This window comes from Pseudomonas sp. BT76 TE3572, assembly GCF_050435365.1.
GTDB classification, from domain to species: Bacteria; Pseudomonadota; Gammaproteobacteria; order Pseudomonadales; family Pseudomonadaceae; genus Aquipseudomonas; species Aquipseudomonas fluorescens_W.
Genome location: NZ_JBNDKE010000001.1, coordinates 487,517 through 512,234 on the forward strand (window position 1 = coordinate 487,517; position 24,718 = coordinate 512,234).

The window sequence follows — 24,718 nt, forward strand, 5'->3', positions numbered from 1 at the left end:
TCCTTTCGATCAGAGGTTGAGAGTCAGGCTGACGCTGAGGTTGCGTGGTTCGCCCGGCATGACCCAGACGCTGTTATAGGAACGTTCGTAATACTTGCGGTTGAACAGGTTGTTGAGGTTGAGACCGACAGTGATTTCTTCACTGGCTTTGTAATGGGCGAGAAGGTCGAGGGTGCTGTACGAGGGGAGGGTGAAAGTGCTGCCAGCCTGGCCCGAGCGCTCTCCGACGTAACTAATGGCTGCACCGACATCCGAGCCCTGCAGTACATCGCTCTGGAACTCGTGGACGGCCATCAGGCTGCCGCTGTTTCGGGCGATGCCGAGCAGGTCGCTGCCTTTGGGGATGGTAGCGTCGCCCTTGGTCACCTCGGCATCGATATAGGCATAGGCGCCGATGACGCGCAGGGCATCGGTGACCTGACCGCTGAACTGCAGGTCCAGACCCTGGCTGCGGGCTTTGCCTGCCGCAACGCTGTCGCCCAGGGCGTCGGTGGTGATGACGTTTTCTTTGTCGATTTGGAACAGGGCGATAGTCGCACCGATGCGGCTTTCAAAGAGATCAAGCTTCAGTCCGCTCTCATACCCCAGGCCTTTTTCGGGCTTGTACACCTGTCCCTGTGTGCCAAGGGTATTGGGCTTGAACGAGGTGGATACATTGGCAAACACGCCGACCTGCGGTGTTAGTTGATAGAGCAGGCCGATGCGCGGGGTGGCGACGTCCTTTTCCTGGCTGCTACTGACGCTTGTGGTCCGGTTCAGCGAGGTCTGTTCGATACGTTCCAGGCGCACGCCGATCAAACCTCGCAGGCGGTCTGTAAAGGCGATCTGGTCCTGGAGGTTGAGGGCGTAGCTCTCAGTGTGCTCGTAGAAATTGTTGGCACGGGTTAGAGCCGGTTTGGACTGGCCGTAAGCCGGATTATAGATATCCAAACCATAGCTGCGCAGCGTGGCGCTCTGAGGATACTTCTGACTGTTGCGGTAATTCTCGTACTCCAGTCCAATCAGTGTCTGGTGCCGCCAACCGGCGAGCTCAAAGTCTCCGTGGAGCTCGGCCTGGGTGATGTTGTCGTTCCACTCGAAATTCCGTTCTCGGTAGAAGCGGGTCAGGGTTGTACCGACCAACGCTTGGGGTTCCGAGCTCGCGCCTTTTAGCGTGCCTTGGGTGTAGTGATTGGCCAGGCGCAGTTTCCAATCGTCGCTCAGGTAGTGCTCTAGGGCGAGGTCGATAGTCTGGTTATCGTTGCGAATTTCGCCATCGTTGGGTTCGCCCATAAAGGTCGAGCGCTTGACCGATCCCAACTCGCCCTTGACGGCAGGAATGCCTCGGTCGAACACCGTTTCGGTACGGGAGAACTCGGTGTCCAGCACCAGCCGGGTATCTGGCGAAATCTGCCAGCTCAGCGAAGGGCTCACGATGCTTCGTTCGTTGCCGACGTAGTCGCGGAAGCTTCCGTTGTCCTCGATTGCGAGGTTGACCCGGGCCAACAAGTTGCCTTCGCTGTCGAGTGGAGTATTGACGTCCAGATTGCTCCGATAGCGATCCCAGGTACCAGCGCTGAAACCCAGAGTGCTGAAGGCTTCTCGCTGAGGACGTTTGGTGACGATGTTGACCAGGCCGCCAGGGTCGCCGCGACCGTAGAGGCTGGCAGCCGGCCCTTTGAGTACTTCGATGCGCTCGATGTTCGAGGTATCCGGCGAGCTGTAGCTGCCACGGTTGATAGCGAAGCCGTTCTTGTAGAGCTCTCCCGTGGTGAAGCCACGCACGCTGTAGTTGAGAAAAGTCAGGCCGCCGAAGTTGTTCTGTCGCGATACGCCCCCGGCGAAATCCAGTGCGCGGTCGATGCGGGAGGTATTAAGGTCCTGGATCACTTGGGCGGGGACGACTTCGATGCTTTGCGGCGTGTCACGGATGTCTGTGTCGGTGCGGGTGGCTGTACTCGAGCGGGTGGCGCGATAGCCGCGCACGGGGCCATCGGCACGCTCCTCGACGAAGACGTCGGTGATCGAGAGTTCGTCCAGTACCAAGCTTTCTGCCGCTGATAGCGGTTGTTCAAACAGTCCGAGCGTGAGTCCCGCCAGCAGTGGCGCAAAGTGTTTCAAAATGATCCCTCCATAAGCAATGTAATAACATACCATTTAATTAGGCGAGAGGCACTGCTTCTGCTTTAGCTTGGATGACCTAACGAATTGATCCTGGGAAGGGGGGCTCGACATCGACCTTGTAGAGAGAACGGTTAATCGCTGTCGACCTACATCCTATGGTCGCAACGCCTTCAAACAGCACCATTAAGTCCTCTGCCAACGCTTTGAGTATCTGGAGATAGTCAGAGTTGGACGCGATGGGACAGCGCAGCACTCAAAGATCCTCCTGCTCTGTTTGGTCTGTTCGACGGAACGACCAATTGTGGCAGACGCGAATTCGCTACACTGAAAACCTAAATTTTTGGGGCGTTGTTATGAACCTCTCTGACGCAACACTGGTGTTCTACTGGCGCTCGGATACATGGAGCAGACGAAGTCGTCAGGGCTTCTGCTAAGAGCGTCGTGAAGAAGCTGCAGCGAAGCAAACGTGATCTCATCTACAAAGTGATTGAGACAAAAAGCCCACTTCATCTTGTGGGCTTTATTGCTGAAAATCTGGATGAGTTATGAATACTCGTGGCCATATCGTCAGGAGCGTCGAATCTAGTCATGGAGTTACCGACTGAGTCGAATTTTCTCTCTCGATGATTTGTGTTTTTGGTCTTGGGTCGGGACATACTCGCTTCTCTGTTGAGAAGCTACCGACGTCAGCGGCCGCAATTTTCGCCGTATATGTGGGGCGTTTGCAGCCCATTGTCACAGACAGAAAACGGTTGTGGATTCAACCGGTCGACGTGACAGCCCTTAGCGATCCACTAGCACTGGTGTGAGGTAGCTGTTGGCTATGGCCGGCCCTTGCCATGGCGGGTTGCGATGTCAGAGCTGTTGATGCCGCATTTTTCGACGACATCCGGCTTATTGGAAGAGCCACAATTACACCTTCAGACGTCCTCGCCGAGCGTCACCCCGTTTTTTAAGAGCGATAGCGTGCTGCGGGTTGGGAGTTGCTGAAGCCCAGCACCAATACTCCGCGTTCGCGTTCGAAAGCTTCCCATGCAGCAAGGTCAGGCACGGGTGGAATGGTGACCAATTCCTTACGATCAAAGCCTACCAGGGCCGCATCCACAAGATCATCAACTTCCATGACGTCGGGCACCTTGCTGATGTCGCCGCCCGCACGTTCGTAAATTTCTGTACGCGTAGCTGCAGGCAGTACGGCTTGGACGTACACACCCTTCGACGCTACCTCACACTAAGTGCCGCCAATAACAATCTATTGTCGCCAGTACGGTTGCGGTCGGAACTGATCCTGGAGAAATCGCAAAAAGTTGCGCGCTCGCGCAGGCAGTCCCTCGCGTTGATGCGTCAGCGCAACAATATTGGCATCGGGCAGCTTCCAACCAGGCAGTAGTCGTATCAACGTCCCCTCCGCCAGCGCATCAGCAACATCCCATTCAGAACGCATGATGATGCCGCGCCCTTCGCACGCCCATTGCCGGATAACGCTTCCGTCGTTGCAGCTCAACGCTGGACGGATGCGCACGTTGAGCGTTTTACGTGCGCGTGTGAAATGCCAGAGCGTGACGTCTTCGTTGTTTTCGCGTAGAGCAATGCAGGGCAGGGTAGCCAGCTGGTCGGGGTGTTCCGGTAGACCATGTTGCTCAAGAAAGGCGGGTGAAGCGCATACGTAGCGACGGTTGGGGGCAATGGAATGACCCACCAGGTTGGAGGCGCGCAGTTCTCCAATATGGATAACGACATCAAACCGATCAGATGCTTCGACCATCGGCTGTTCGGACAAACTCAATGCAATCTCGATTTCTGGGTGCAAACTTTGAAACGCTGCCACCGCGGGCGCCACGTGCAGGCGCCCGAATCCGAACGGTGCGTTGACTTTCAGCTTGCCAACGAAGCCACTGCGCCGCTCATGCAGGTCCGCCAACAGGACATCGAACTGCTCAACCAGTTCAGCCCCACGCAAGCACAAAAACTCGCCCTCATCGGTAAAGCGCAGCTGACGGGCTGACCGATCCAGCAATCGAATAGACAGCTTTTTCTCCATTTGTTGAAGTCGCTGGGTCACCGCCGAGGGCGTCAGACCCAGCTTGCGTGACGCGGCCAACAAACTCTCGCTTTCCCGGATGACCAGAAGAAAGCGGATATCTAATGTCTCGTTCATTAAGAATCACTGAATATTAGAGTTAGTATTATTAAATATTAATCTGAAACTGGAGGCTTAGAATAGCGCTATTCCAGGAGACCAAACATGTCAGCACTCACTCATATCGAAACCCCCGCCCTATTGCTGGATCGCGATCGACTTGACGTCAACATCCAACGGATGCGCAATAAGCTGGCAGCATTCAATGTTGTATTGCGTCCACACGTGAAGACCAACAAATCGCTGGAAGTCACCGAGCGCCTGTTTGAAGGTGGGCGCGGGCCCATCACTGTTTCAACCCTGCGTGAGGCAGATTTCTTTTTCGAGGCCGGGTTTACCGACATCTTGTATGGCGTTGGCATTGCGCCGAACAAATTCGCTCATGCCGCCGCGTTGATCAGCAAAGGCGCGCAACTCAAGCTGGTACTCGACAATCTGGACACCGCTAGATTGTTGGCCGAATTCGCCCAAACATCGGGGCATATTTTCGAGGTCTTGCTGGAAATCGATTGCGACGGCCACCGTTCCGGTCTCGGCCCGCGATCACCCCTTTTGGTGGAAATCGCGGAGTTGTTGCGAGCCAACGGCGTCAGGCTCAGCGGCGTAATGACTCACGCCGGCAAGTCCTACGACAGCCAGTCGATCGCCGAAATAAGAGCCTGCGCCCGACAGGAGCGCGCGGCGATTGTCGATGCCAGCCAAATGCTGACGCGTGCAGGTTTCAACCTGTCGATTATCAGTATCGGTTCAACGCCCACAGCGCTTTTCACTGAGGAATTATCTGGGGTGACCGAAGTTCGTGCGGGGGTGTTCGCCTTCTTCGATCTGGTAATGGCGGGCTTGGGAGTCTGCAAGGTGCAGGATATTGCGGTCTCGGTTCTGACGACCGTCATTGGTCATCAGGCTGAGAAAGGCTGGATCATTACCGATGCAGGGTGGATGGCACTTTCCCGTGATCGTGGTACCGCCAGGCAAACGGTCGATCAGGGATATGGCGTCGTGTGTGACGCCGCCGGCCAACCGATTGGTGACCTGATTGTCAGCTCCACGAATCAAGAACACGGAATCATTTCATCGCGGGCCGGGACGCTTGAACCCGAGAGCTTGCTGCCGTTGGGCACGCTTTTGCGGATCTTGCCGAATCACGCCTGCGCCACGTCGGCGCAGCACGGTGGTTATCACGTTTTCAGTGAGGGAAGCAGTCTCGGTTACTGGCCACGCATTACGGGCTGGTAATTCATTCATTCACCAGAATTCAAAACTTGATCGGTCAAGGTGGGCACATGAAGTTGATTACAGCAGAGAAGCTGCCTGTACCGGGTGGGCATTACTCGCACGGTGCAATGGCAGGAAAACTTCTTTTCATTTCCGGCCAGTTGCCGTTTCCACCGGATGCTCATGAATTTCCTGATGGAATAGAAGCCCAGACTCTTCAGGCAATGGCCAATATGGAAGCTGTGCTTCAGGCCGCGGGTGCGTCGTTGAGTCATTTGGTCAGCGTACAAATCTACATCGTTGATGTTGCCTATTGGCCGATCGTCAACCTGGCTTATTCAACGCTAATGGGCGCGCACCGTCCCGCAAGAGTAATTATCCCGTGTGGTCCGCTCCATCATGGGGCTTTGGTGGAAATTTCAGCAGTCGCTGAACTTGCATGACTCTAAAGAAGGGCAGTCGTTATGAATTCAATTGAAAACAATGAACAGCAGGCTCCAGTCAAACTTGTCCTGTTCGATTTGCTCACAGCATTGCTGGACTCGTGGACGCTTTGGAATTCCGTTGCAGGTTCCGCTGAAATGGGGCGCACCTGGCGCATGGCTTATTTGAAGGCGACTTACGGCTGTGGCGCTTACCGGCCTTATGAGACGCTGGTTGAAGAGGCAGCGATCAGTGTCGGACTGGGTAAAGAGGCCGCGCAAAATCTGGAGGCACGCTGGACCGAATTACAACCCTGGCCTGAGGCTAAACGCGTGCTCACCGAGTTGGCGCCCCATTACAAACTGGGCGTGGTCACCAACTGTTCGGAGCGGTTGGGACGCATCGCGGCGGATCTTCTCGGAGTGCCGTTCGACGTGATTGTCACTTCTGAGCAGGCCGGTTTTTATAAACCCGATCCGCAACCTTACAGGCTCGCCCTGCAAGTAGCCGGTGTAGAGCCTGCTAACGCCTTATTCGTAGCGGGTTCGGCCTACGATTTATTTGGTACGGAGAAAGTTGGCTTGCCTACCTTTTGGCACAACAGAATAGGGCTCGATGCGCCCGCAGGTGCGCCTGATCCATTAATCATGCGCCCTACACTCGATAGTCTGTTTGTGGATATCAAATCCCTGAGCGGGAAATAACCGTGGTGTTGCTCATCGCCGTCCTCCGGTGCGTCACTCTTTAAATCAATACCGGCAGGGTGCTGCTGACAAAGGCGTCTTTGCCGGACCGCTCTTGAAACAGGCCGCGAGCGCACGCGGTTGTTCCTGGTTTGAGGCGCAGCTAATGCTCTTCGCCCAACTCAGCGGACTTTAACTTCAAAAACAAATTCTTCCATCAAAGGAAGGTGTCTGTAACGGGTGCTGTGGTCCGAGGACTACGCACGCGTCCCAAGCGAGGTTCCGCCATGTCTGCTGAAACCCATATCCGCAAACCGTTCTACAAGATTCTGTATCTTCAGGTCTTGTTCGCGATCGCAATCGGCATCCTGATTGGCCATTTCTATCCGGAAACCGGCACCACGTTAAAACCGCTTGGTGATGGTTTTATCAAGCTGATCAAAATGGTCATCGCCCCCATCATTTTCTGTACGGTGGTCACGGGTATCGCCGGTATGCAAAGCATGAAAGCGGTCGGAAAGACCGGTGGTTATGCGCTTCTTTACTTCGAGATCGTTTCCACAATTGCCCTGTTGATCGGGCTGGCCGTAGTCAACGTCGTGCAGCCGGGCGCGGGTATGCATATCGATCCATCCACGCTCGATGCGTCGGGGATCGCTGCGTACGCCGCCGCGGGAGAAAAACAGAGCACGATCCAGTTCCTGCTGCACATCATTCCCAATACGATTGTTGGCGCGTTTGCTGAGGGTGAGATCCTGCAGGTGTTGTTCTTCTCAGTACTGTTTGGTTACGCGCTGCATCGCATCGGTGACTATGGCCGTCGGGTGTTCGAGTTCATCGAGAGCATCTCCCAGGTGTTATTCAGCATCATGGGCGTGGTGATGAAAGTCGCGCCAATCGGTGCGCTGGGTGCTATGGCGTTCACAATCGGTAAGTACGGTGTAGGTTCTTTAGTCCAGTTGGGCTACCTGATGCTGTGCTTTTACTTCACCTGCGTGGTCTTCGTACTGGGAATATTGGGCACGATCGCACGCGTCCACGGGTTCAGCATCTTCAAGTTCATCAAGTACATCCGCGAAGAACTACTGATCGTCCTAGGTACTTCGTCGTCCGAGACGGCGTTGCCACTGATGATCGTCAAAATGCAAAAACTCGGTGCACATAAGTCCGTCGTTGGTCTAGTCATCCCGACCGGTTATTCCTTCAACCTCGATGGCACTTCCATTTACCTGACCATGGCAGCGGTTTTCCTTGCCCAAGCCACCGATACACCCATGGACATCACGCACCAAATCACTTTGTTGCTGGTCTTGCTCATTACATCAAAAGGCGCGGCGGGTGTTACGGGCAGTGGCTTCATCGTATTGGCGGCTACGCTGTCGTCGGTAGGGCATGTGCCGGTTGCGGCGCTGGCCTTGATTTTGGGTATCGACCGCTTCATGTCCGAAGCGCGGGCGTTGACCAATCTGATCGGCAATGGGATAGCGACAATCGTGGTCGCCAAGTGGTGTGGTCAGCTGGACGAAAAGGTGCTTCAACAAGGACTGGAAGAGGGCCCCGGAGCAGCGTCTACCGCGCCGCCGGATTCGCTAACTGACGGAGCAACTGTGCGTACCTGATTTAGTGCGGTAAAGAAAGCCCCGTCCTTGCGACGGGCTTTTGCGTTCTGTCCGCAACGCGGACCCGGTGTATTCGAAGTCTTCTCATCACCACAAGGGCGATCCCTGCGATGAAATCCTCAGAAATCATAGCAAGGGTTCGCGAAGGCGTTTTTACACACTCTGGGCCGATTGCTGCCTGTCGCGAAGGGCTACGATCGATTTTAGAACGCTGTCGTCACGTCATCGTTTCGATGAAGGACGATCACAAGCCTTGCATCGCCATGGTGCGTTTGTGGGCAGTGGCGATCGGGGCGGCCCTGCGCGTCTTTCAGGATAGGGCTGTCGACAGATCACTCGGGGCGACCTGAGTTGTTGGAGCGATATTGAACGTACTTCGTTCGTGTACGCCGTTTCCGCTATTGGTCACTGTTTGTTCCAATACCGAACTAAAGAGTTATGAGCTAATAACCGGTAGCTTATAGCTGTTCGTTAATTTCTATAGTGGTTTAGTTATATGGTCGATCTTATATCTTTATAATAAATGGTGATTAGTCACGGCCGCTTTTATGTCTTTATGATTGGTCCTACAACAACTCGTGAGACAGGAGGTAGCTCGATGACAATTCAAATCAAACCCGCTTCTGGTAGAATTGGTGCGCAACTGGAAGGTGTGAAGTTGGGTGGAAACATCAGTGCTGAGCAATTCGAATTTATTAACCAGGCGCTACTGAAATATAAAGTTCTGTTTTTTCGCGACCAACATCTGGATGACGCCGAGCACGAAGCTTTTTCCCGGCGTTTCGGTGATCAGGTACCGCATCCGACCGTACGTTCCGCCGAGAAAAGTGCCGCCATCCTACATCTGGATGCCAAGGAAACCCGAGCCAATTCCTGGCACACCGATGTGACCTTTGTTGCTAATTATCCGAAGATTTCCATCTTGCGCGGTGTGGTTATTCCACCTTACGGCGGTGACACGGTGTGGGCCAATACCGCCGCAGCTTACTCCGACTTGCCCGAGCCCTTAAAACAACTGGCAGATAGTTTGCGCGCGTTGCATACCAACTTATATGACTACGCGGCGCCACGTAATACTGACGAGTCGGGTATCAGACGTTATCGCGAACAGTTTACCGCCGAAGTCTATGAGACCGAACACCCTTTGGTGCGAGTGCATCCAGAGTCGGGCGAAAGGAGTTTGTTGTTGGGGCACTTTGTCAAACAGATTCAGGGCGTCAGCAATAGCGATTCGAAACAACTTATTCGCTTGTTCCACGATCGTATTACCCATGTCGACAACACCGTGCGCTGGCGCTGGCAGGAGGGTGACGTGGTGATCTGGGACAACCGCGCCACGCAGCACATCGCGATTAACGACTATGGCGATGCCCAACGAATCGTGCGCCGAACCACCATCAGCGGTGATGTGCCGGTTGGCGTTGACGGTCGCTTGAGCCAAGCGCTCAAGCCAAGCCCGGATACCCGCTCGCCGAAAACCGAAGCCGATAAAAAACACCTCGCTGCGTAACAAACGAGTCTCATCGACACAAGGAAGGTTTCTACATGGAACTTAAAGGTATCCCCCTGTTTCACAAAGGCCGCATCGCTGCAGTACTGGCTGCGCTTCTTGCAATACCCTTGGCGCAAGCCGATGTATTGCGCATTGGTGTAGCGACGGCCGGCGGCGGTGACCCGGTAACGTTCAGTGGCTCTACCTTGGGCATTGTGCGCAATCAGCAACTGTTGGAAAAGGCCTTCGCTGGAACCGGTACCGAGGTGCAATGGTTCTTTTTCAAAGGGGCTGGCCCCGCGGTAAACGAAGCCTTGTCGAACCAGCAACTTGATTTCGCCTACCAGGGCGATCTGCCTGCAGTAGTTGGGCGTTCCAATGGGCTGGACACCAAACTGCTGGCCGCACTGGGTGTACGTGCCAACCTTTACCTGGCAGTTCCCAAGGGCTCTCAGCTCAAAAGCATCGAAGATCTGAAAGGTAAAAAGGTGGCGGTCTTTCGTGGAACCAACGGCCATCTGGTGACGATCAATCTTTTGGCGGAGCATGGTTTGACCGAGCGCGATATCAAGGTAATCAACCTCGATACCGGAAGCACTCAGGCAGCATTGGTATCCAATGGAGTAGATGCCGCATTCGGCGGCCGCGAATTGTTCAAGCTTCGCGATCAAGGCCTGATCGACATCGTTTATGACAACCCCACCCAGGATGTGCGCTACACCCGGCAGACTGCACTGGTGGTTCGGGGTACCTATGAGAAAAAACATCCGGACAACGTGCAAAAGGTTGTCGATACGTTGGTGGATGCGGCGAAATGGACATCGGATGACAGCCATCGTGATGCTGTCTTCACTGAATGGGCCAAGAGTAATGAACCCGCAGAATCACTACGCGCCGACTTTACCGGTGTAAGTCTCAGGGACAGAGCCTCGCCTCTGGTCGACAACTTTCTGCTTGGCCGCTATCAGGCCGTGGCGGACCAAGCCAAGGAAGAAAAACTCATCCGTCGCCCCGTCAGCATCGATGGCTGGTTCGAGACCAGCTACTTGCAAAAATCCCTGAAAGCCAAGGGGCTTGAAACCTACTGGACGCCCTACGGCCCGGATGGCAAACAGCCCGCTGGCAATGCAGTAGCTGCCGCGACCAGCAGGCAAGGGAGCTAGGCAAATGGCCAGGGCACAGACCGTCAGACAAGAGCAGTACGCGACGCCGGCATTAACCATCGGCAACGTCAAACGCTTGCCACCGTCACCGGCCCGTTCAGTACGCAAGGTAGAGGTACTGCGCACGTCGGCCTGGTCCTTCAAACTGGGTGATAAAGCCTTGCCCTGGCTATTGCCGCTGGTGTTGCTCGGCTTATGGTACTTGGGAGTGGAACGCGGTTGGCTTTCAGAGCAGGTGCTACCACCGCCAGGCTACGTCTATCAAACCTTGTCGGACCTGGTCACCTCCGGTGACCTGTGGCTGAACGCGTTCGCCAGCTTGCAACGGGTGGTCGTCGGATTTGCGTTGGGTGCATTCGTCGGCATAGCTCTGGGCTTGGCCATGGGTCTTTCCAAAACTGTAGAGGATTATCTTTTACCCACCTTCAACGCGCTGGTGCAAATACCGGTACTGGGTTGGTTGCCGTTTGCCTTGTTGCTGTTCGGCATCGGCGAGACGCTCAAGTATGTGCTGATTGCCAAGGCGGCCATGGTGCCGATCACTCTGTGTACTTTGCAGGCTTTCCACCAGGCGCCCAAAGGGCTGTTGGAGGTCGGCCGGGCCTACGGCTTCAGTCGTCGGCAAAGCGTCACCTCCATCGTCTTTCCGGCGGCCATCCCGACGCTGTTCACCGGTTTGCGTCTGGGCTTCACCAAAGCCTGGTTGTCGCTCGTAGTGGTTGAGTTGGTGGCATCGAGTGAGGGGCTGGGTTACCTGATTGTCTATGGACGCCAGCTGTTTCAATTGGACTTGGTGATGGCGGCCGTTGTGGTGGTCGGTGCTCTCGGCCTGTTGATAGACCGCGGTTTCGACTACTTGGAACAACGCTTGAGTCGTGGTCGGCCAACTGCCGGGGGGCGACTGTCATGAGTGCGATCATGTCAGTAGGTAGCCGTAACCGCCGATATCGCGGATGGGTCTTGCCAGTTGCCGCCATTGCCGTGTGGTGGCTGGCTTCGAGCCAGGGCTGGAGCCAATCGGGCTTGCTCGTTTCGCCGGAAAAAGTCGCCACCACGGCTTGGGATCAAATTGCCTCGGGCAAATTCTGGCGGGCAATTTCTGCCAGCCTGGCGCGTAACCTCAGTGGCTTTTTTATCGGTACCACGCTTGGCCTGATATTGGGTTGCCTGCTGGGCCTGTCGCGCTATTTCCAACGTCTTGTAGGTCCGAGTTTCAATACCTTCAAACAAATTTCTCTGTTCGCCTGGATCCCGTTGATCTCGGTGTGGTTCGGCCTTGGCGATGTGGCCAAGGTAGTGTTCCTGTCACTGGCAGCGCTGGTGCCGGTGGTGGTGAATACCTGCGACGGTTTACGCAATGTCCCACCTAACTTGTTGGAAGTGGCGCGGGTATACGGCTTCACCCGTTGGCAAACCATCGTCGGGGTAATGCTTCCCGCCGCCTTGCCGTCGATTTTCACGGGGATTTACCTGGCACTGGTCTATTCCTGGCTGGCGACCATCGGTGCCGAATATCTGCTGGTATCGGGGGAGGGGATAGGCAACACGCTTATTGATGGCAGCGAACATTTCATGATGGACCTGGTGTTATTTGGAATGGTGGTTATCGGCCTGGTGGGCTGGGGCCTCAACGCATTGGCCCGGACACTTGAGCGGCGAATGCAGCGCCTGTACGGCATCGCTCCTCGTTGATTGGCACTTTCAAAAGGATTGCAACATGCTCAACAACAGCCTGACCCTCGAAAACATCAGCAAGCGTTTCGCTTCCCGACCGGGCAGTTCGACTCAATTGCAAGTACTCGACAACATCCGCCTAGACATCGCTCCTGGCGAGTTCATCAGCATCGTCGGTGCCAGCGGCTGCGGCAAATCTACGCTGCTGCGACTGATTCTTGGACTGGACGAAGAATATGACGGGCGCATCCTGCTGGATGGCAAACCCATCGAAGGCACTGGTCTGGAACGTGGCATCGTATTTCAGGATCACCGCTTATTCCCCTGGCTCAATGTGGAACAGAACGTCGCTGTTGGCCTCAAGAACTCACCCCTGAACGCCAAGCAGAAACGCGACACCGTGCGTGAGCACATTGAACTGGTCGGCCTGCAAGACTTTATCGATGCCTACCCTCATCAGATATCCGGCGGCATGGCGCAACGCGTGGCCATAGCCCGAGGGTTGGTCAATCGCCCGAGCGTGCTGCTACTGGATGAACCGCTGGGTGCTCTCGATGCCTTGACCCGTGCGCGCCTGCAGGGCGAGCTGCAAAACATCTGGGTCAAGGAAAAAATCACCATGATCCTGGTCACGCACGATGTTGATGAGGCGGTATTTCTGGGTGACCGCGTGGTGGTGATGCAGCCCAACCCCGGCCGCATCCGGCGCATCCTCGACATCGATCTGCCGCGTTCACGCAACCGCAGTGACAGCCGCTTCATTGCCCTGCGCGACGATGTGCTGAGCGATTTTGCCGAGCTGCACTGAGACTCTGCGCCTGACGCCGTGCGCAGGTTTGTTTTTCAAACTCAATTTTTTCAGGGAACGGGAAATGTCCGAACGCCAGCTCAGTCTCAACCTATTTATCTACCCGAACGGCCATCACGAAGCGGCCTGGCGTCACCCGCAGTCGGTGCCGGAATTGTCCATGGATATCGGCTATTACCAGCAACTGGCACTGCGCGCTGAACGCGAGAAACTTGATGCGATTTTCTTCGCGGATTCGCCGTCACTGGCTGAAAGCGGGCATGAGGGTTTGCGCATTCGTTTCGAACCCATCACCTGGCTGGCAGCGATTGCCGCAGTGACCCAACGCATAGGCCTGATCGCCACGGCCAGCACGACCTACAGCGAACCCTACAATTTGGCCCGCTCATTCAGTGCGCTGGACCACCTCAGCAAGGGGCGCGCCGGCTGGAACATCGTTACCACTTCCATGGCCGCTGCAGCCGCCAATTTTGGTCTGGATAAACATCCCTCGGCGTTTGACCGCTATGCTCAGGCCGAAGAATTCGTACAGGTGGTCGGTGACCTGTGGGACAGCTGGGAGGACGATGCGCTGGTGCTGGACAAGACTTCCGGGGTATTTGCCGATGGTGACAAGGTGCATGCGATCAACCACGTGGGTACCCACTACAAAGTAAAGGGCCCATTCAACTCTCCGCGCTCGCCACAGGGGCGGCCGGTGCAGGTGCAGGCTGGGTCTTCTGAAGATGGCCGTGATTTCGCCTCCAGGCATGCCGAAGCGATTTTCACCGCGCACCAGACCCTGCAAAGCGCGACCGAATTCGCCAACGATATCCGTGCTCGGGCGAAGGCGGCGGGGCGCGATCCTCGCCAGTTGAAAATTCTCCCGGGCATCAGCCCCTACATCGGTAGCAGCGAAGCCGAAGCCCAGCGCAAGTTCGACGAGCTCAACGAACTGGTGCTGCCGCACATCTCGTTAGGTCAGCTACGCCGCATGTTGGGGGTCGACCTGACCGGGCACGATCTGGATGCACCGTTCCCGCGCCACCTGATCAACTTCGACAGCAGCGAAAGCCAGTCAAGCCGTTTCAAATTGATCATCGACATTGTCGACCGCGAGAAACCGACGTTGCGCCAACTGATCAATCGCTTGGCTGGTGCTCGTGGGCATTGGGTGCCGGTAGGTACGCCGGTGCAGATTGCCGACTTGATCGAGCAGTGGTTCCGCAGTGGTGCCGCCGATGGCTTCAATGTGATGCCGCCGGCGTTCCCCGAAGGCTTTGAAGTGTTCCTCGATGAAGTGCTGCCGATACTGCGAAAGCGTGGCCTGTTCCGCAGTGAATATTCGGGTAGTACTCTGCGCGAGCATTACGGCTTGAATCGCCCGGATTCGCGTTTTTCCCTGAAGTCCGCCTGAGCGAAGGGCAGATAGTCTTAAACGACGCCCGAGGCTGCTCACGGGCGTTAGGTTCCTACAGGTGTGCGCATCTGGTCAGCTAATGACGAAGCCAGTCAGTAGCTCGACATGGGGCGCAACATCAGCAGTGAGAACCCCTGTTCTGCGACTAATCCACGGTCCAACTATGCCTAGATGCAGTCGGCCCTACAGATTTTTGATTCTAGGCTCTCAGTGGCTCCGCTTGTCGCAAACAATCCACTGAAAATTGACCGGATAACACCTTCTACAGATACTGTACATAAAACCAGTATTTGTAGAAGGCGTCGCCATGAGCTTTACCGTCCTAGGCCCTCTCATAGAAGGCGGCATTAAACTGCCTCGCTGCTCCTTTCGCGTACCCGCAGGCTTTCCTTCGCCAGCGGCTGACCACATCGAACAGCACATTTCCCTGGACGAGATCCTGAACATCCGTGCGCCGAATGTGTACCTGATCTCAATCGCGGGTGACAGCATGCAAGGTGCTGGAATCTTTGACGGTGACTTGGCGATCGTTGATCGCGCATTGGAAGCGGGCCACAACGACATCGTGGTGGCCTTGCTGAACAACGAACCTATGTGCAAGCGACTGTGCAAGCGCGGCACTCAGATGATCCTGCTTTCGGAAAATCCTAAGTACCCACCGAGGTACGTGCTTGAGGGCGATGAGCTTTCGATCTGGGGTGTGATCACCAGCAGCGTGCGCAGCCATGTCTAAAAAGCTAGAGCCGGTATTTGCGCTGATTGATTGCAACAGCTTCTACGCCAGCTGCGAGCGTGTGTTTCGGCCTGATTTGGCGCGTGTTCCCATCGTAGTGCTGAGCAACAACGATGGGTGTGTGATTGCCCGCAGCTATGACGCCAAACCCTTCGTGAAAATGGGGGAGCCGTACTTCCAGATCAAGCACAAACTCAGGCAACACGGCATCGTTCCTTTCTCCTCAAACTACGCGCTGTATGGCGACATGAGTGAGCGAGTGATGACGTTGATCGAATCGATGGTGCCGGCGGTGGAGGTCTACAGCATTGACGAAGCCTTTGCTGATTTAACGGGCATCTCGAACCTGGATGCGCTCGGGCGTCGTATTCGTAGTCAGGTACTGCGTTGCACTGGCATTCCCGTCGGCGTAGGGATCGCTCACACGAAGACGCTGGCCAAGCTCGCGAACCACACCGCAAAACGCCTTCAGGCTGAAACGGGCGGTGTGGTCGATATCTGTGACCCCTTCAAGCGCGACTGGGTGTTGCGCAACACGGATGTGTCTGAGGTGTGGGGTGTCGGTCGACGCATGAAAATGCACTTGGACGCGCTGGGCGTTAAAACCGCCATGGACCTGGCCAAGGCTGATCCGCGGATGCTGCGTAAGAAATTCAGTGTGGTGATCGAAAAGACAGCCAGGGAGTTGGCTGGAACGCCTTGCCTTGAATTGGATGAGCCGGATCCACCGAAGCAAGAGATCTGCTGTAGCCGAATGTTCGGAAAGCGTCTCACAGAGTTGGCGCCGATCAAGGAGGCAGTGGCAACCTACATGATGCGCGCCTCGGAAAAGCTTCGTGCTCAGGGCTCGGTATGCAAGAAGATCCGCGTCAGTATCCGCACGGGCATGTTCAATCCCGAGGAGGCCAAGTTCGCCAATGGGGTAGTGGTGGACCTACCTTATCCCACTGACGATGTGAGGCTGCTGACCAAAGCTGCGGTGGATGCGCTTGAACGTGTTTACCGGCCAGGTTTCAAGTACAGCAAGGCCGAGGTTCTGCTCCTCAACCTTTGCCAGCCAGGCGAGTACACGGATGATTTGTTCGCGGTCTCACAGCCATCAGAGGCGACCAAGGTGATGGCTGTGTTGGACAAGATTAATGGGCGGTGGGGAAGGGGAACGCTACGTGCGGCGAGTGTGCCGAGTAATCCTGATTGGGGGATGCGACGGGAGATGATGAGCCAGAGCTTCACCACGAGGATTGATCAGCTTTGGACGGTTCAGTGCTGATAAGTTTCAGTGGGACGTACACGACAAAGCTATCCACAAAATGGGTGGGTATATCTGTGGATAATGACCCGAGAAGCACAGAGCGCAGGGCCTGTCATGTGTTGGTCATTAATTGAGCATGGTGTGGGGAATACCGCCGAAAAGTATCAGCATCTTTGTAGTGGTGAAGGCACGATCCAGCAGCATTGCATTTTCAGATCCTTCAGCATCAGGCAGGAGTGCCGATAGGTGAGAGACGGAGCGCTGCTGCTCTGACACTCTTAATCCCGGATCAAGGATCGACTGCATATGCAGGATATTTCCCGCCTGAACCAAGCTATTAGCCAGTCCGAATCAGAAAGTAATTCACCGAATCAGACAGCGACAGTTAGGGCGCTCTGCGCGCTGGCAGTCGTTGCCTTTCTCCTAGTCGCCATTACTGGCTTCGCGGTTCGGTCAAGCACGCCTTACCCAACACTATTCATCCTCACACTCACTATATCGATGCTCATCAGCTTCTACATTCTGATGAGCCTTATCGAAATCAAACTTGCCCAGAAGCTCATGCACCTGAAATCGAGCTTGCTGATTTGGGCTGTTTTTTTAGGTGGGCTGAGCGTTTTCGCCAAGATCGATGCCCAGGCGGAAATCAACCAGATTTTTCATGTCGACTCATCTCTTCTACCGATGACATTGGCTGCAGCGACATTCATGCATGCCTTGGCAAAACTTGAGCCGATTCTCTATCTGATTTTTATAGCGTCTTTCATTCTCTTCGTTCTGTACGCAGAGGCAAGTCGCAAAGGTAAACGCGCCGCCGGCTATGCTGTCTGCCATTTATCAAACTGCTTGGTATTTCTGATTACTGCCATTTTTGTTACCCAAGTCATGGCATCAGATGAGCGGCGCGTTGGGGTTCTCTATCGTTTTGCGCATGTAGCTGACTTCAACAGTTTTTCACCGTGCACCAACGTCCGGTCTGACGAATTTGACGTGCTTTATCTCGACAGCAGTAGAAACAAAATACTCATCGCTCCCAAAATCACTGCCAGTGAAGATATCGAGCCTACGAAGTACCCTTTGTTGAAATACGTGCCGGTACCGCAGACATTCAGAACGTTGGTGTGTGAGTACGATACCCACGGTGAGACCTGATTTCGAACAGGCGAGGTGCTGATTGCCTCGCCGATTGGACTCTTAATCCCCATTGCGAGCTTCAGCCTGCAAGGACACCGGGATCTCCAATGGTGGCTGGACGATGGTCGATGCGGGCATGCTAAGACACGACGATTTTTTCCCTTCGACAATTGCGCTGCCTATCCCACCGCATCTTCTTTGACGTATTCAAGAAACTGCGAAGTCTTATTGGTGCCAGTGGGTCGGGAAAAAGCACCTTGCTGCGCTGCATCAACTTTCTGGAACAACCTGATGCTGGCGTGATAACGCTTGATGGTAAAAGCATTGAAATGTGCAATGCCAAAGGTGGTTACCAAGCACCTGATGCCAGGCAACTGCGAAGCTTGCGAACACGGCTGGCAATGGTGTTTCAGCAGTTCAATCTGTGGGGGCACATGACGGTTCTGGAAAACATCTGCATGGCGCCACAGCAGGTTCTGGGTTTGACGCGTCAGCAAACGCTGGAGCGCGCTTACAAGTATCTGGACAAGGTAGGTCTGGCTCGTCGTGTTGCCGAGCAGTATCCCGCTTTTCTTTCCGGAGGCCAGCAACAGCGTGTCGCCATCGCGAGAGCTTTGGCGATGGAGCCTGAGATTATTTTGTTTGACGAGCCCACCTCGGCTCTTGATCCGGAGTTGGTAGGTGAAGTGCTCAAGGTGATACAGGCATTAGCGGAGGAAGGGCGCACCATGATCATGGTCACCCATGAAATGGCCTTCGCTCGCCAAGTCTCCAGCCAGGTTTTGTTTCTTCACCAGGGACGTATAGAAGAGCAAGGCAATGCGAGCATATTGGATAATCCGCAAAGCGAACGACTGAAGCAGTTTCTGTCAAACCGATTGAAGTGACTCTTTTAGTAATATCCTACAGCGATCAATATCGATATGAGCCCCAACACCAATTCCAAGGAAAACCAGAATGATGCAATCAAAGATGCAGTCAAATAAAAAAGAAATTACTTACAAAGATCAGCATGAAGGTTCGCCGATAAACACAGGTATTAGAAAACTAGAGCTCTTCGCAGCCTAGGCTGAAACCTAGAAAACGGACGCACCGCTAACCACTGACCGGCAACAAATATCACGGGAATGTTTTTGCGTAGATTGACAAGAAATTATTATCAGCAACCGCAAAACATTCTTTACGGGCATTATGCCATCATCATATGCTAGCCGCATGATCAACCCATCAATGCTGTGGTAGTGACATGAAAGCTAAAAAAATATTTTCTGGATGCATCATTGGAATGACTCTGGCGGCAAATTCATTTGCTGACATCGCCAATAAGTCTTCCCAGCTCGATGCATCCCCTAGCCGACTCTACCTCGCCCAAGCACAGCCAGATACATCAGATGCTGAAGCGAGGCTATTGGCCGAACATAACGCCAAGGCTAAGGCAGCAGAAGATGCCAAGGCACAGGCGGAAAAAGATGCCAAGTCCAAGGCGGCTGCAAGCGCTGCTGCGGCTAAGGCACAGTCCAAGGCAATAGAAATCGCCAACGATGCGAAGTATTCGGGTGGACTATCGGAAGCGCTACAAAATAACAAAGATAAAGGGTTGGACTGGTTCAAAAACAAAATTTTCAAGCTGGACAAGGCCTCTGCTATCACCGCATGTGATCCAGGCATATGCTACATCTTTGCATTTAATGGGCTCTCACCCCTTGGGATAACCCAAGAAAACCAAGACTTCAACGGTCGACAACTGCAAGGGCAATTTGTTCGTGTTATTGGCACGGACCGATTCGGAAATATTGTGGTCACCAGATTAACCGCAAATGATAAATCCTCGCAGAAGTCACGCTCAAACACGCAAGAGAAACCAGCACAACAGCCAAGTCTAGCTAGTCCTGTGACTTCAAATTACGCTGAGATAGTGAATAGCATTGATGATTTGATCATAGGGCGAGTAGTTGAAAACTGGGCTCGCCCGCCGTCGGCGCGAAATGGCATGGTGGTCGTGCTACAGGTTGAGATGGTGCAGGATGGCACGATGAGGTCAGTCAATGTCGCCAAGTCCAGTGGCGATGTTCCTTACGATAACTCGGTGGTAGCGGCAGTCAAAAGTATCGGTCGCTTGTCGGAAATGCAGGAACTCAAGCCGAGTGATTTCCAGCCATACCGTTCATTCAAGATGACATTCACACCCGAAGATTTAGCCTTGTGATCAATGGCACCCGGCACCCGGCACCTGGCATGCGCGTAAGTTACGTCGACGATAGGCCGCAAATGAGTCATCGGCCAGTCGCTTCTCCTGCATGTCATGCTGCCTCAAGCCTACCTTGTGCCGGCTTTTGCTTTTGGATGATTTGATCGGCGTTCATGACCAGATTTGCCGATCCAACGCCTTGTGCTTTACTTCGGTTAGATATGGAAGTTTGTCGTCATATCGTTGCAGTTTTCAACGTTGGTAACTGTTCCAAGTGCTTGACAAAAACCTGCAAAAGCGAGGCGACAAAAGTGAAAATCCATTCGCTCGTATGCGTGCATGCTCTGTGTATTTCGGCCCTGTTCAGCTCCATTGCAATGGGGGCCGGCGCGCCTGTTGGAACAGATGCGCAATCCCTTGGTCTGACCAACCTTTCTGACGATCTGTCTCGGCAAGAGCTATTTAAAGAACTGCTCCCGCAGAATGCTGCTGAGAAGAGGATGTATGAGTCTTTTGCTGTCAAAAATGCCTTCAAGTTTCCGGCTGATGTCGGGTACGACGAGGCCTTGAATCAGCAGCGCAAGGATTCACTCTTTGGGGTCGACATCAGCCATCACAACGGGAAGAACTTCCCCATCGAGCATTTGAGGCCCAACAAGTCGCTGTTCTTGTACATGAAGGCCAGCCAGGGCACTCGCTTCCTCGATCCTCAGTTTGCCAATAACTGGAAGCGAGCTGGTGCCGCCAAGATCCACCGGGGCGCTTACCACTTCCTGTCCAGCGGGGAGCCAGGTCAAGACGCTACGGCATGGGGGCGCCAGCAGGCCCAAACCTTCATCAAGATCATCAAAGCCAATGGCGGGCTCCTTGGAACAGACATGCCGCCTGCGGTCGATGTTGAATGGGACAAGGGTTCTGCATCTGGTCCTGACAGGTGGTCTGCCAGAAAACCGGATGAGATCGTCGCCATGATCAAGGCGTTCTCGCAGCAGGTTGAGCTAGACCTAGGGCGTAAGCCGGTTATCTACACCGCGCATTCCTGGTGGGGGCCGCGGATGGGAGGGGAGGCCAGCTTCAGCAAGGTTGCTGACCACCAGCTTTGGCTCGCTGACTACTCCGCCAAATCCCAGGCGAGTGAAAAGCCTCGCACCATTAACAAAACGGTTTGGGCTCTCTGGCAGTTCACTGACAAGGCACGGCTAAATTCGAACGAGGCGTTACAGTTCGACGCGAGCATTTTCAAGGGAGTACCTGCAGACTTCTACTCGACGCTCGGGGTCAAGGAGTTCTAGGACATGAGCAAGCCATTCTGTGCCTGGATGGTAATGTTTGCCGCCCTGATGATCGCGGCGCCATCCTTCGCGAGCGAGGATGAAGACTTCTCAGCTGTCTGTGAAAATGGGGCACTCGCACCCAGTGAGTACTGCAAGTTCTTCGTTTTCTACCGGAAGGATGGCGGTGGGAGTCTTGATGTACGGGTCGGAGATGCGCTGAAGGTCACCAAGCCGGAGGAGACGCGAGCGATTGGCCTGGTTATCTCAATCTCTAAGTATCCGAACATCAAAGCTGATATTCAAGCTGCTGACGTAGATGGGGAGCGGATGGTTCATTTCCTGACGGGATCGCAGAAGTTTGATGAAGTTATTCACCTGAGGAACGAGGAGGCTACCAAGGACAATATCAACTGGTTTCTCGATACTTATTTGGTTAATAGAGCCGCAGCCTTCGATGGGAAAGCGCGTCTACTCATTATCTATTCCGGTCACGGACTGTATGGAGACAATAATGGGATTTCAGGGAAACAAGCGGCTTTTGTACTGAGTTCTGCGAAGAGTGATGCTGACCCGTCAGCCCTGTACAAGATGAGTGAATTGTCTGGAAGTCTCCAGAATCTGTCGCAAAAGTATTTCCATGTACTGACTCTGATTAATGCATGTTTTGGTGGTGGGCTATTTGGGGTGGGCAAGATGGGTGGTAATCCTGACGCGTTCACCAAGCCTGGTTCGTATGGAATAGCAGCTGGAGATGATAAGACCGAGGTCTACTCGCTGAACCCAACCCAGGGGAGCGTCTTCGTCGACACCCTGATTGATGGCATCACGTCCGGGAAGGCAGATACGCGATACAGGGCGTCCTACGTCATAAACGGTGGAGACGGCCGCCAGATTACGGCAGGGATCACGAGGACAAATCGGCTCTTCAACTACATCACCGACGTGTACGCGGACGTTAACCAAAAGCTGGCGCAGAGCAATGAGCATGTCCAACTGGTTGAGCCATGGCTTGGCTCCACGCAGAATGAGATTGCGCGTGGAGGCTTCTTCTTCCTAACTGATTTGCCTGTGGATGAATCGGGCAAAACTATCTCTCAGACATATGACATGATGCGTGACAAGATCAATATCGGCAGATACTCAATCGAAAGATTCGACGTATCGTTTGAACCAGCCAATCCAAATCCGAAGCCGAAATATAACGACAAGTTCGACATACCGTTCGGGCCTGTTAGTGGCATTCCAGGGCGGCCGGAGATTAAGATATTCAAGGCTCCTGATATTTACCCTATAGTTGGGTACGATATTTCTGCGATGGATGGAGTAATTAACTGGGATAAGTTAATTAAAGAGAGCGCTCCTCGATTTGTTTATGTCAGAGCGGTAGCAAATAAGGGTGAGGATGCTCGTTATAAAATTAACGCCGACAGTTTATCAAAGAACCATATCGACTATGGGGCCTACTTCAAGTTCAACTACTGTATGTCCCCAAAAGACCAATACAATCTTGCCATCTCTGCTGTTCCGTATGATAAGGACCTGCTTCCCCCGGTCATCAGGATCGTTAACCCGGCTGATGAGAAGGGGGAGCAGGAGGCGTGCTACAAGAAAAACCCGTTGAGGGTAGCCCAGGACGTCGCTGCGTTAGCTCAATTGCTGCTCGGGCACTACCACAAGACCCCTGTGATTTCTGGCACTCATTACAGCCTCTCGAAGTACCCTGGCGAGGAGTTAAAGCCCTACATGATCTGGGTAGCGTATTGGGGGACGGCTCAACTGAAGATGGGCGGGAGCAGCCCCTGGACTCTCTGGCAGTACTCGGGTCACGAGGTCGTGCCTGGCATCGGCGCCAACACCGAAGCCAATGTGTTTTTCGGCACCGAGACCCAATACTCCGAGTTCAAGGCAGGGAAGGGCAACGTCGCCCTGAGGGCTGTCCAGATGTAGCCCTCGGGGCGGTCTTCTGCTCTCAGTCATCCCCGAGTTCGGTCACGACTTTCCTACTTGGTCGAGGCCCAGTGATATTCCATCGGGAAAACCTTGTCTCACTGCTCAATCAAAGCTGCGAAGCGCGTGGCGAAGAACTCGCATTCTGCTCGGTCTGCTGCTCCGAAATCCTCAGTCAGAAGGCCCCGATATCGCTGTCGAAGCGATGGCTCATTTCAGCATCGGAAGTTGCTCTGGCCGCAATGTAATATGCAGCCAAGCTTGAAGCAATCTTCAATTTAGCCAAAGTGAGCATCTACGACCGGCCGCTAAACGATTTAACCAATCTGTTGCATCGACCGGTTGAATCCACAACCCATAGCTGCCACTCATACAGTCCTGTCCCAATAGAAATGGAGATACTCGTCTTCATACTCCGCGAACAGTGAAACGATGAACTCCGTTTTCATTTAGTACATCAATAGCGTTCCTACGAAACCGGTGGGCTTATGCAACGATTGTTTGAGCGGAGCAATCGAATCGATCGTCTGACAAGCATAAACACCATGAAGCACAGGGCCGTCAGCATTGTCGTTCTCTGACCGTTCATCCTGCCTCCGGTTTCAGGTTGGACGTAAGAACACATTGGCCAGTAGCTGCAGGCGGCCTAACGCCATTCGAAGTGATCCTCGTGAGGAGGATTTACTTTGCGCAAGTTTGTATTTCTGTCACTAGGTTTAAAACCATGACGCCGGCTGCGTCGTACACTTGCTGATTATCATCCTCAGCTGCGACTGCGAGCGCGGCAGGTCGGTACTTGGTTAACAATGCAAATAGCTCATCACGGCTAAGAACATTCGGAGTCATCCCCAGCAATGCATTGGTGTACTCCACGCGAACTGCATCTACTGCAGTTACGACCTTGGCGGTGAAGTTGACCGCCGCGTCTTGGGCAGCGGGATCCCTAGAATAGGTCGCCTGTGCTACGGTGACGTCGTTCGTTGAGTTCACTTTTCCGGTGATGCAGGCGAGTTTTTTTAGTGCCACCACATAGATCTGAGTCTGCTCACTGAATCGGTAGCGACTTGAGTTTGTAAGGCCTAGGGCTGCTAAACCCGCACCGGTGTTCATAAGGCCAACCTGATCCGCTAACGCTCCTGCTACCGCTGCGAGTCCTCCATAGGTGGTAACTCCAGTGGACTCATACTCGAGTTTGCTACGCTGAAGGGCGCGCTTAAATAGCTCGTCACGGTATTTGACGAGCTCTCGTTGCATTTGGGTTATCTGGTTTTTTGGGGTTTTGGGTACCGATTCCCATCTACTGTCGAAGGACTCCAGTTCCTCAACGTTAGGGAATGGCCCCCATCTCTCCGTCACAGTAGCGCAGCTGGTCAAAGCTATGATCAGTCCTGATGAAACAAGCATCCGTTTGCCTTGCATACATCGCTCCTATACTTACTGTGTTGAATCGTCTGATATTCCATGAAATTAG

The 24,718-nt window shown here is 54.0% G+C and carries 20 protein-coding genes and 3 pseudogenes; 18 read left to right on the forward strand and 5 right to left on the reverse strand.

From position 1 onward, the window contains the following. Positions 1-9 precede the first annotated feature (9 nt). Positions 10-2,136 (reverse strand): TonB-dependent siderophore receptor, encoded by a 2,127-nt coding sequence (locus ABH912_RS02275; protein ID WP_429509461.1) that lies wholly within the window; start codon positions 2,134-2,136, stop codon positions 10-12. 320 nt (positions 2,137-2,456) lie between these two features. Between ABH912_RS02275 and ABH912_RS02280 the strand changes: the two are divergent. After that, positions 2,457-2,652 (forward strand): annotated as a pseudogene (locus tag ABH912_RS02280) (hypothetical protein). Between the two features lie 403 nt (positions 2,653-3,055). On the opposite strand, the pseudogene ABH912_RS02285 reads toward ABH912_RS02280, so the two are convergent. Both ABH912_RS02285 and ABH912_RS02290 read right to left on the reverse strand, forming a co-directional pair. Beyond that, positions 3,056-3,331, reverse strand: a pseudogene (locus ABH912_RS02285) (SDR family NAD(P)-dependent oxidoreductase); the annotation flags it as partial. A 24-nt stretch (positions 3,332-3,355) separates the two neighbouring features. Next, a complete protein-coding gene (locus ABH912_RS02290; RefSeq protein WP_429509462.1) occupies positions 3,356-4,261 on the reverse strand; it encodes a LysR family transcriptional regulator in 906 nt (301 codons plus the stop codon). A gap of 87 nt (positions 4,262-4,348) precedes the next feature. Between ABH912_RS02290 and ABH912_RS02295 the strand changes: the two genes are divergently transcribed. The 12 genes from ABH912_RS02295 to umuC all read left to right on the forward strand — a co-directional run bounded on the left by ABH912_RS02295 (position 4,349) and on the right by umuC (position 16,722). Beyond that, positions 4,349-5,479 (forward strand): alanine racemase, encoded by a 1,131-nt coding sequence (locus ABH912_RS02295; protein WP_429509463.1) that lies wholly within the window; start codon positions 4,349-4,351, stop codon positions 5,477-5,479. Positions 5,480-5,526: 47 nt separating this feature from the next. Continuing rightward, on the forward strand, positions 5,527-5,901 hold the full coding sequence (locus tag ABH912_RS02300) for a RidA family protein (protein WP_429509464.1): 375 nt from the start codon (positions 5,527-5,529) through the stop codon (positions 5,899-5,901). A gap of 21 nt (positions 5,902-5,922) precedes the next feature. Beyond that, positions 5,923-6,585 (forward strand): HAD-IA family hydrolase, encoded by a 663-nt coding sequence (locus ABH912_RS02305; protein WP_429509465.1) that lies wholly within the window; start codon positions 5,923-5,925, stop codon positions 6,583-6,585. Positions 6,586-6,851: 266 nt separating this feature from the next. After that, positions 6,852-8,183 (forward strand): dicarboxylate/amino acid:cation symporter, encoded by a 1,332-nt coding sequence (locus ABH912_RS02310; RefSeq protein WP_429509466.1) that lies wholly within the window; start codon positions 6,852-6,854, stop codon positions 8,181-8,183. 598 nt (positions 8,184-8,781) lie between these two features. Continuing rightward, positions 8,782-9,693, forward strand: coding sequence for a TauD/TfdA dioxygenase family protein (locus ABH912_RS02315; RefSeq protein WP_429509467.1), 912 nt, complete (start codon positions 8,782-8,784; stop codon positions 9,691-9,693). A 35-nt stretch (positions 9,694-9,728) separates the two neighbouring features. Beyond that, positions 9,729-10,838: an ABC transporter substrate-binding protein gene (locus ABH912_RS02320; RefSeq protein WP_429509468.1), complete on the forward strand. Its 1,110-nt coding sequence runs from the start codon at positions 9,729-9,731 to the stop codon at positions 10,836-10,838. Between the two features lie 4 nt (positions 10,839-10,842). Continuing rightward, positions 10,843-11,748 (forward strand): ABC transporter permease, encoded by a 906-nt coding sequence (locus ABH912_RS02325; RefSeq protein WP_429509469.1) that lies wholly within the window; start codon positions 10,843-10,845, stop codon positions 11,746-11,748. An 8-nt stretch (positions 11,749-11,756) separates the two neighbouring features. Beyond that, entirely contained in the window at positions 11,757-12,530 is a 774-nt protein-coding gene (locus tag ABH912_RS02330; RefSeq protein ID WP_429509470.1) for an ABC transporter permease, read from the forward strand. Positions 12,531-12,555: 25 nt separating this feature from the next. Next, complete coding sequence (locus ABH912_RS02335; protein WP_429509471.1) at positions 12,556-13,320, forward strand: ABC transporter ATP-binding protein; 765 nt, start codon at positions 12,556-12,558, stop codon at positions 13,318-13,320. Between the two features lie 64 nt (positions 13,321-13,384). Then, entirely contained in the window at positions 13,385-14,716 is a 1,332-nt protein-coding gene (locus tag ABH912_RS02340; RefSeq protein WP_429509472.1) for an LLM class flavin-dependent oxidoreductase, read from the forward strand. A gap of 310 nt (positions 14,717-15,026) precedes the next feature. Then, a complete protein-coding gene (locus tag ABH912_RS02345) occupies positions 15,027-15,452 on the forward strand; it encodes a LexA family protein (protein WP_429509473.1) in 426 nt (141 codons plus the stop codon). Continuing rightward, a complete protein-coding gene (gene umuC, locus ABH912_RS02350) occupies positions 15,445-16,722 on the forward strand; it encodes a translesion error-prone DNA polymerase V subunit UmuC (RefSeq protein WP_429509474.1) in 1,278 nt (425 codons plus the stop codon). Before ABH912_RS02345 ends, umuC begins: the two co-directional genes overlap by 8 nt. A gap of 108 nt (positions 16,723-16,830) precedes the next feature. On the opposite strand, the gene ABH912_RS02355 is transcribed toward umuC, so the two are convergent. Next, positions 16,831-17,010 (reverse strand): hypothetical protein, encoded by a 180-nt coding sequence (locus ABH912_RS02355; protein WP_429509475.1) that lies wholly within the window; start codon positions 17,008-17,010, stop codon positions 16,831-16,833. Here ABH912_RS02355 and ABH912_RS02360 point away from each other — a divergent pair, their 5' ends adjacent. From ABH912_RS02360 to ABH912_RS02380, 5 genes and pseudogenes are all read left to right on the forward strand, one after another. Next, positions 17,011-17,856, forward strand: a complete 846-nt coding sequence (locus ABH912_RS02360; RefSeq protein ID WP_429509476.1) for a hypothetical protein — start codon at positions 17,011-17,013, stop codon at positions 17,854-17,856. Between the two features lie 203 nt (positions 17,857-18,059). Continuing rightward, positions 18,060-18,725 (forward strand): annotated as a pseudogene (locus ABH912_RS02365) (ATP-binding cassette domain-containing protein); the annotation flags it as partial. Between the two features lie 359 nt (positions 18,726-19,084). Continuing rightward, positions 19,085-20,044, forward strand: coding sequence for a TonB family protein (locus tag ABH912_RS02370; protein ID WP_429509477.1), 960 nt, complete (start codon positions 19,085-19,087; stop codon positions 20,042-20,044). A gap of 155 nt (positions 20,045-20,199) precedes the next feature. Beyond that, positions 20,200-21,318: a glycoside hydrolase family 25 protein gene (locus ABH912_RS02375; RefSeq protein ID WP_429509478.1), complete on the forward strand. Its 1,119-nt coding sequence runs from the start codon at positions 20,200-20,202 to the stop codon at positions 21,316-21,318. 3 nt (positions 21,319-21,321) lie between these two features. Beyond that, positions 21,322-23,247, forward strand: a complete 1,926-nt coding sequence (locus ABH912_RS02380; protein WP_429509479.1) for a GH25 family lysozyme — start codon at positions 21,322-21,324, stop codon at positions 23,245-23,247. A gap of 681 nt (positions 23,248-23,928) precedes the next feature. Here the strand turns inward: ABH912_RS02380 and ABH912_RS02385 are convergent. After that, positions 23,929-24,666 carry a hypothetical protein gene (locus ABH912_RS02385; RefSeq protein ID WP_429509480.1) on the reverse strand — a complete coding sequence of 246 codons (738 nt, stop codon included), beginning with the start codon at positions 24,664-24,666 and terminating at the stop codon, positions 23,929-23,931. Positions 24,667-24,718 lie beyond the last annotated feature (52 nt).

Excerpts from the sequence above, each read along its gene's own strand:
- ABH912_RS02275 (WP_429509461.1), bottom strand. The coding sequence starts at position 2,136 with ATGGTATGTTATTACATTGCTTATGGAGGGATCATTTTGAAACACTTT.
- ABH912_RS02290 (WP_429509462.1), bottom strand. The coding sequence starts at position 4,261 with ATGAACGAGACATTAGATATCCGCTTTCTTCTGGTCATCCGGGAAAGC.
- ABH912_RS02295 (WP_429509463.1), top strand. The coding sequence starts at position 4,349 with ATGTCAGCACTCACTCATATCGAAACCCCCGCCCTATTGCTGGATCGC.
- ABH912_RS02300 (WP_429509464.1), top strand. The coding sequence starts at position 5,527 with ATGAAGTTGATTACAGCAGAGAAGCTGCCTGTACCGGGTGGGCATTAC.
- ABH912_RS02305 (WP_429509465.1), top strand. The coding sequence starts at position 5,923 with ATGAATTCAATTGAAAACAATGAACAGCAGGCTCCAGTCAAACTTGTC.
- ABH912_RS02310 (WP_429509466.1), top strand. The coding sequence starts at position 6,852 with ATGTCTGCTGAAACCCATATCCGCAAACCGTTCTACAAGATTCTGTAT.
- ABH912_RS02315 (WP_429509467.1), top strand. The coding sequence starts at position 8,782 with ATGACAATTCAAATCAAACCCGCTTCTGGTAGAATTGGTGCGCAACTG.
- ABH912_RS02320 (WP_429509468.1), top strand. The coding sequence starts at position 9,729 with ATGGAACTTAAAGGTATCCCCCTGTTTCACAAAGGCCGCATCGCTGCA.
- ABH912_RS02325 (WP_429509469.1), top strand. The coding sequence starts at position 10,843 with ATGGCCAGGGCACAGACCGTCAGACAAGAGCAGTACGCGACGCCGGCA.
- ABH912_RS02330 (WP_429509470.1), top strand. The coding sequence starts at position 11,757 with ATGTCAGTAGGTAGCCGTAACCGCCGATATCGCGGATGGGTCTTGCCA.
- ABH912_RS02335 (WP_429509471.1), top strand. The coding sequence starts at position 12,556 with ATGCTCAACAACAGCCTGACCCTCGAAAACATCAGCAAGCGTTTCGCT.
- ABH912_RS02340 (WP_429509472.1), top strand. The coding sequence starts at position 13,385 with ATGTCCGAACGCCAGCTCAGTCTCAACCTATTTATCTACCCGAACGGC.
- ABH912_RS02345 (WP_429509473.1), top strand. The coding sequence starts at position 15,027 with ATGAGCTTTACCGTCCTAGGCCCTCTCATAGAAGGCGGCATTAAACTG.
- umuC (WP_429509474.1), top strand. The coding sequence starts at position 15,445 with ATGTCTAAAAAGCTAGAGCCGGTATTTGCGCTGATTGATTGCAACAGC.
- ABH912_RS02355 (WP_429509475.1), bottom strand. The coding sequence starts at position 17,010 with ATGCAGTCGATCCTTGATCCGGGATTAAGAGTGTCAGAGCAGCAGCGC.
- ABH912_RS02360 (WP_429509476.1), top strand. The coding sequence starts at position 17,011 with ATGCAGGATATTTCCCGCCTGAACCAAGCTATTAGCCAGTCCGAATCA.
- ABH912_RS02370 (WP_429509477.1), top strand. The coding sequence starts at position 19,085 with ATGAAAGCTAAAAAAATATTTTCTGGATGCATCATTGGAATGACTCTG.
- ABH912_RS02375 (WP_429509478.1), top strand. The coding sequence starts at position 20,200 with ATGACCAGATTTGCCGATCCAACGCCTTGTGCTTTACTTCGGTTAGAT.
- ABH912_RS02380 (WP_429509479.1), top strand. The coding sequence starts at position 21,322 with ATGAGCAAGCCATTCTGTGCCTGGATGGTAATGTTTGCCGCCCTGATG.
- ABH912_RS02385 (WP_429509480.1), bottom strand. The coding sequence starts at position 24,666 with ATGCAAGGCAAACGGATGCTTGTTTCATCAGGACTGATCATAGCTTTG.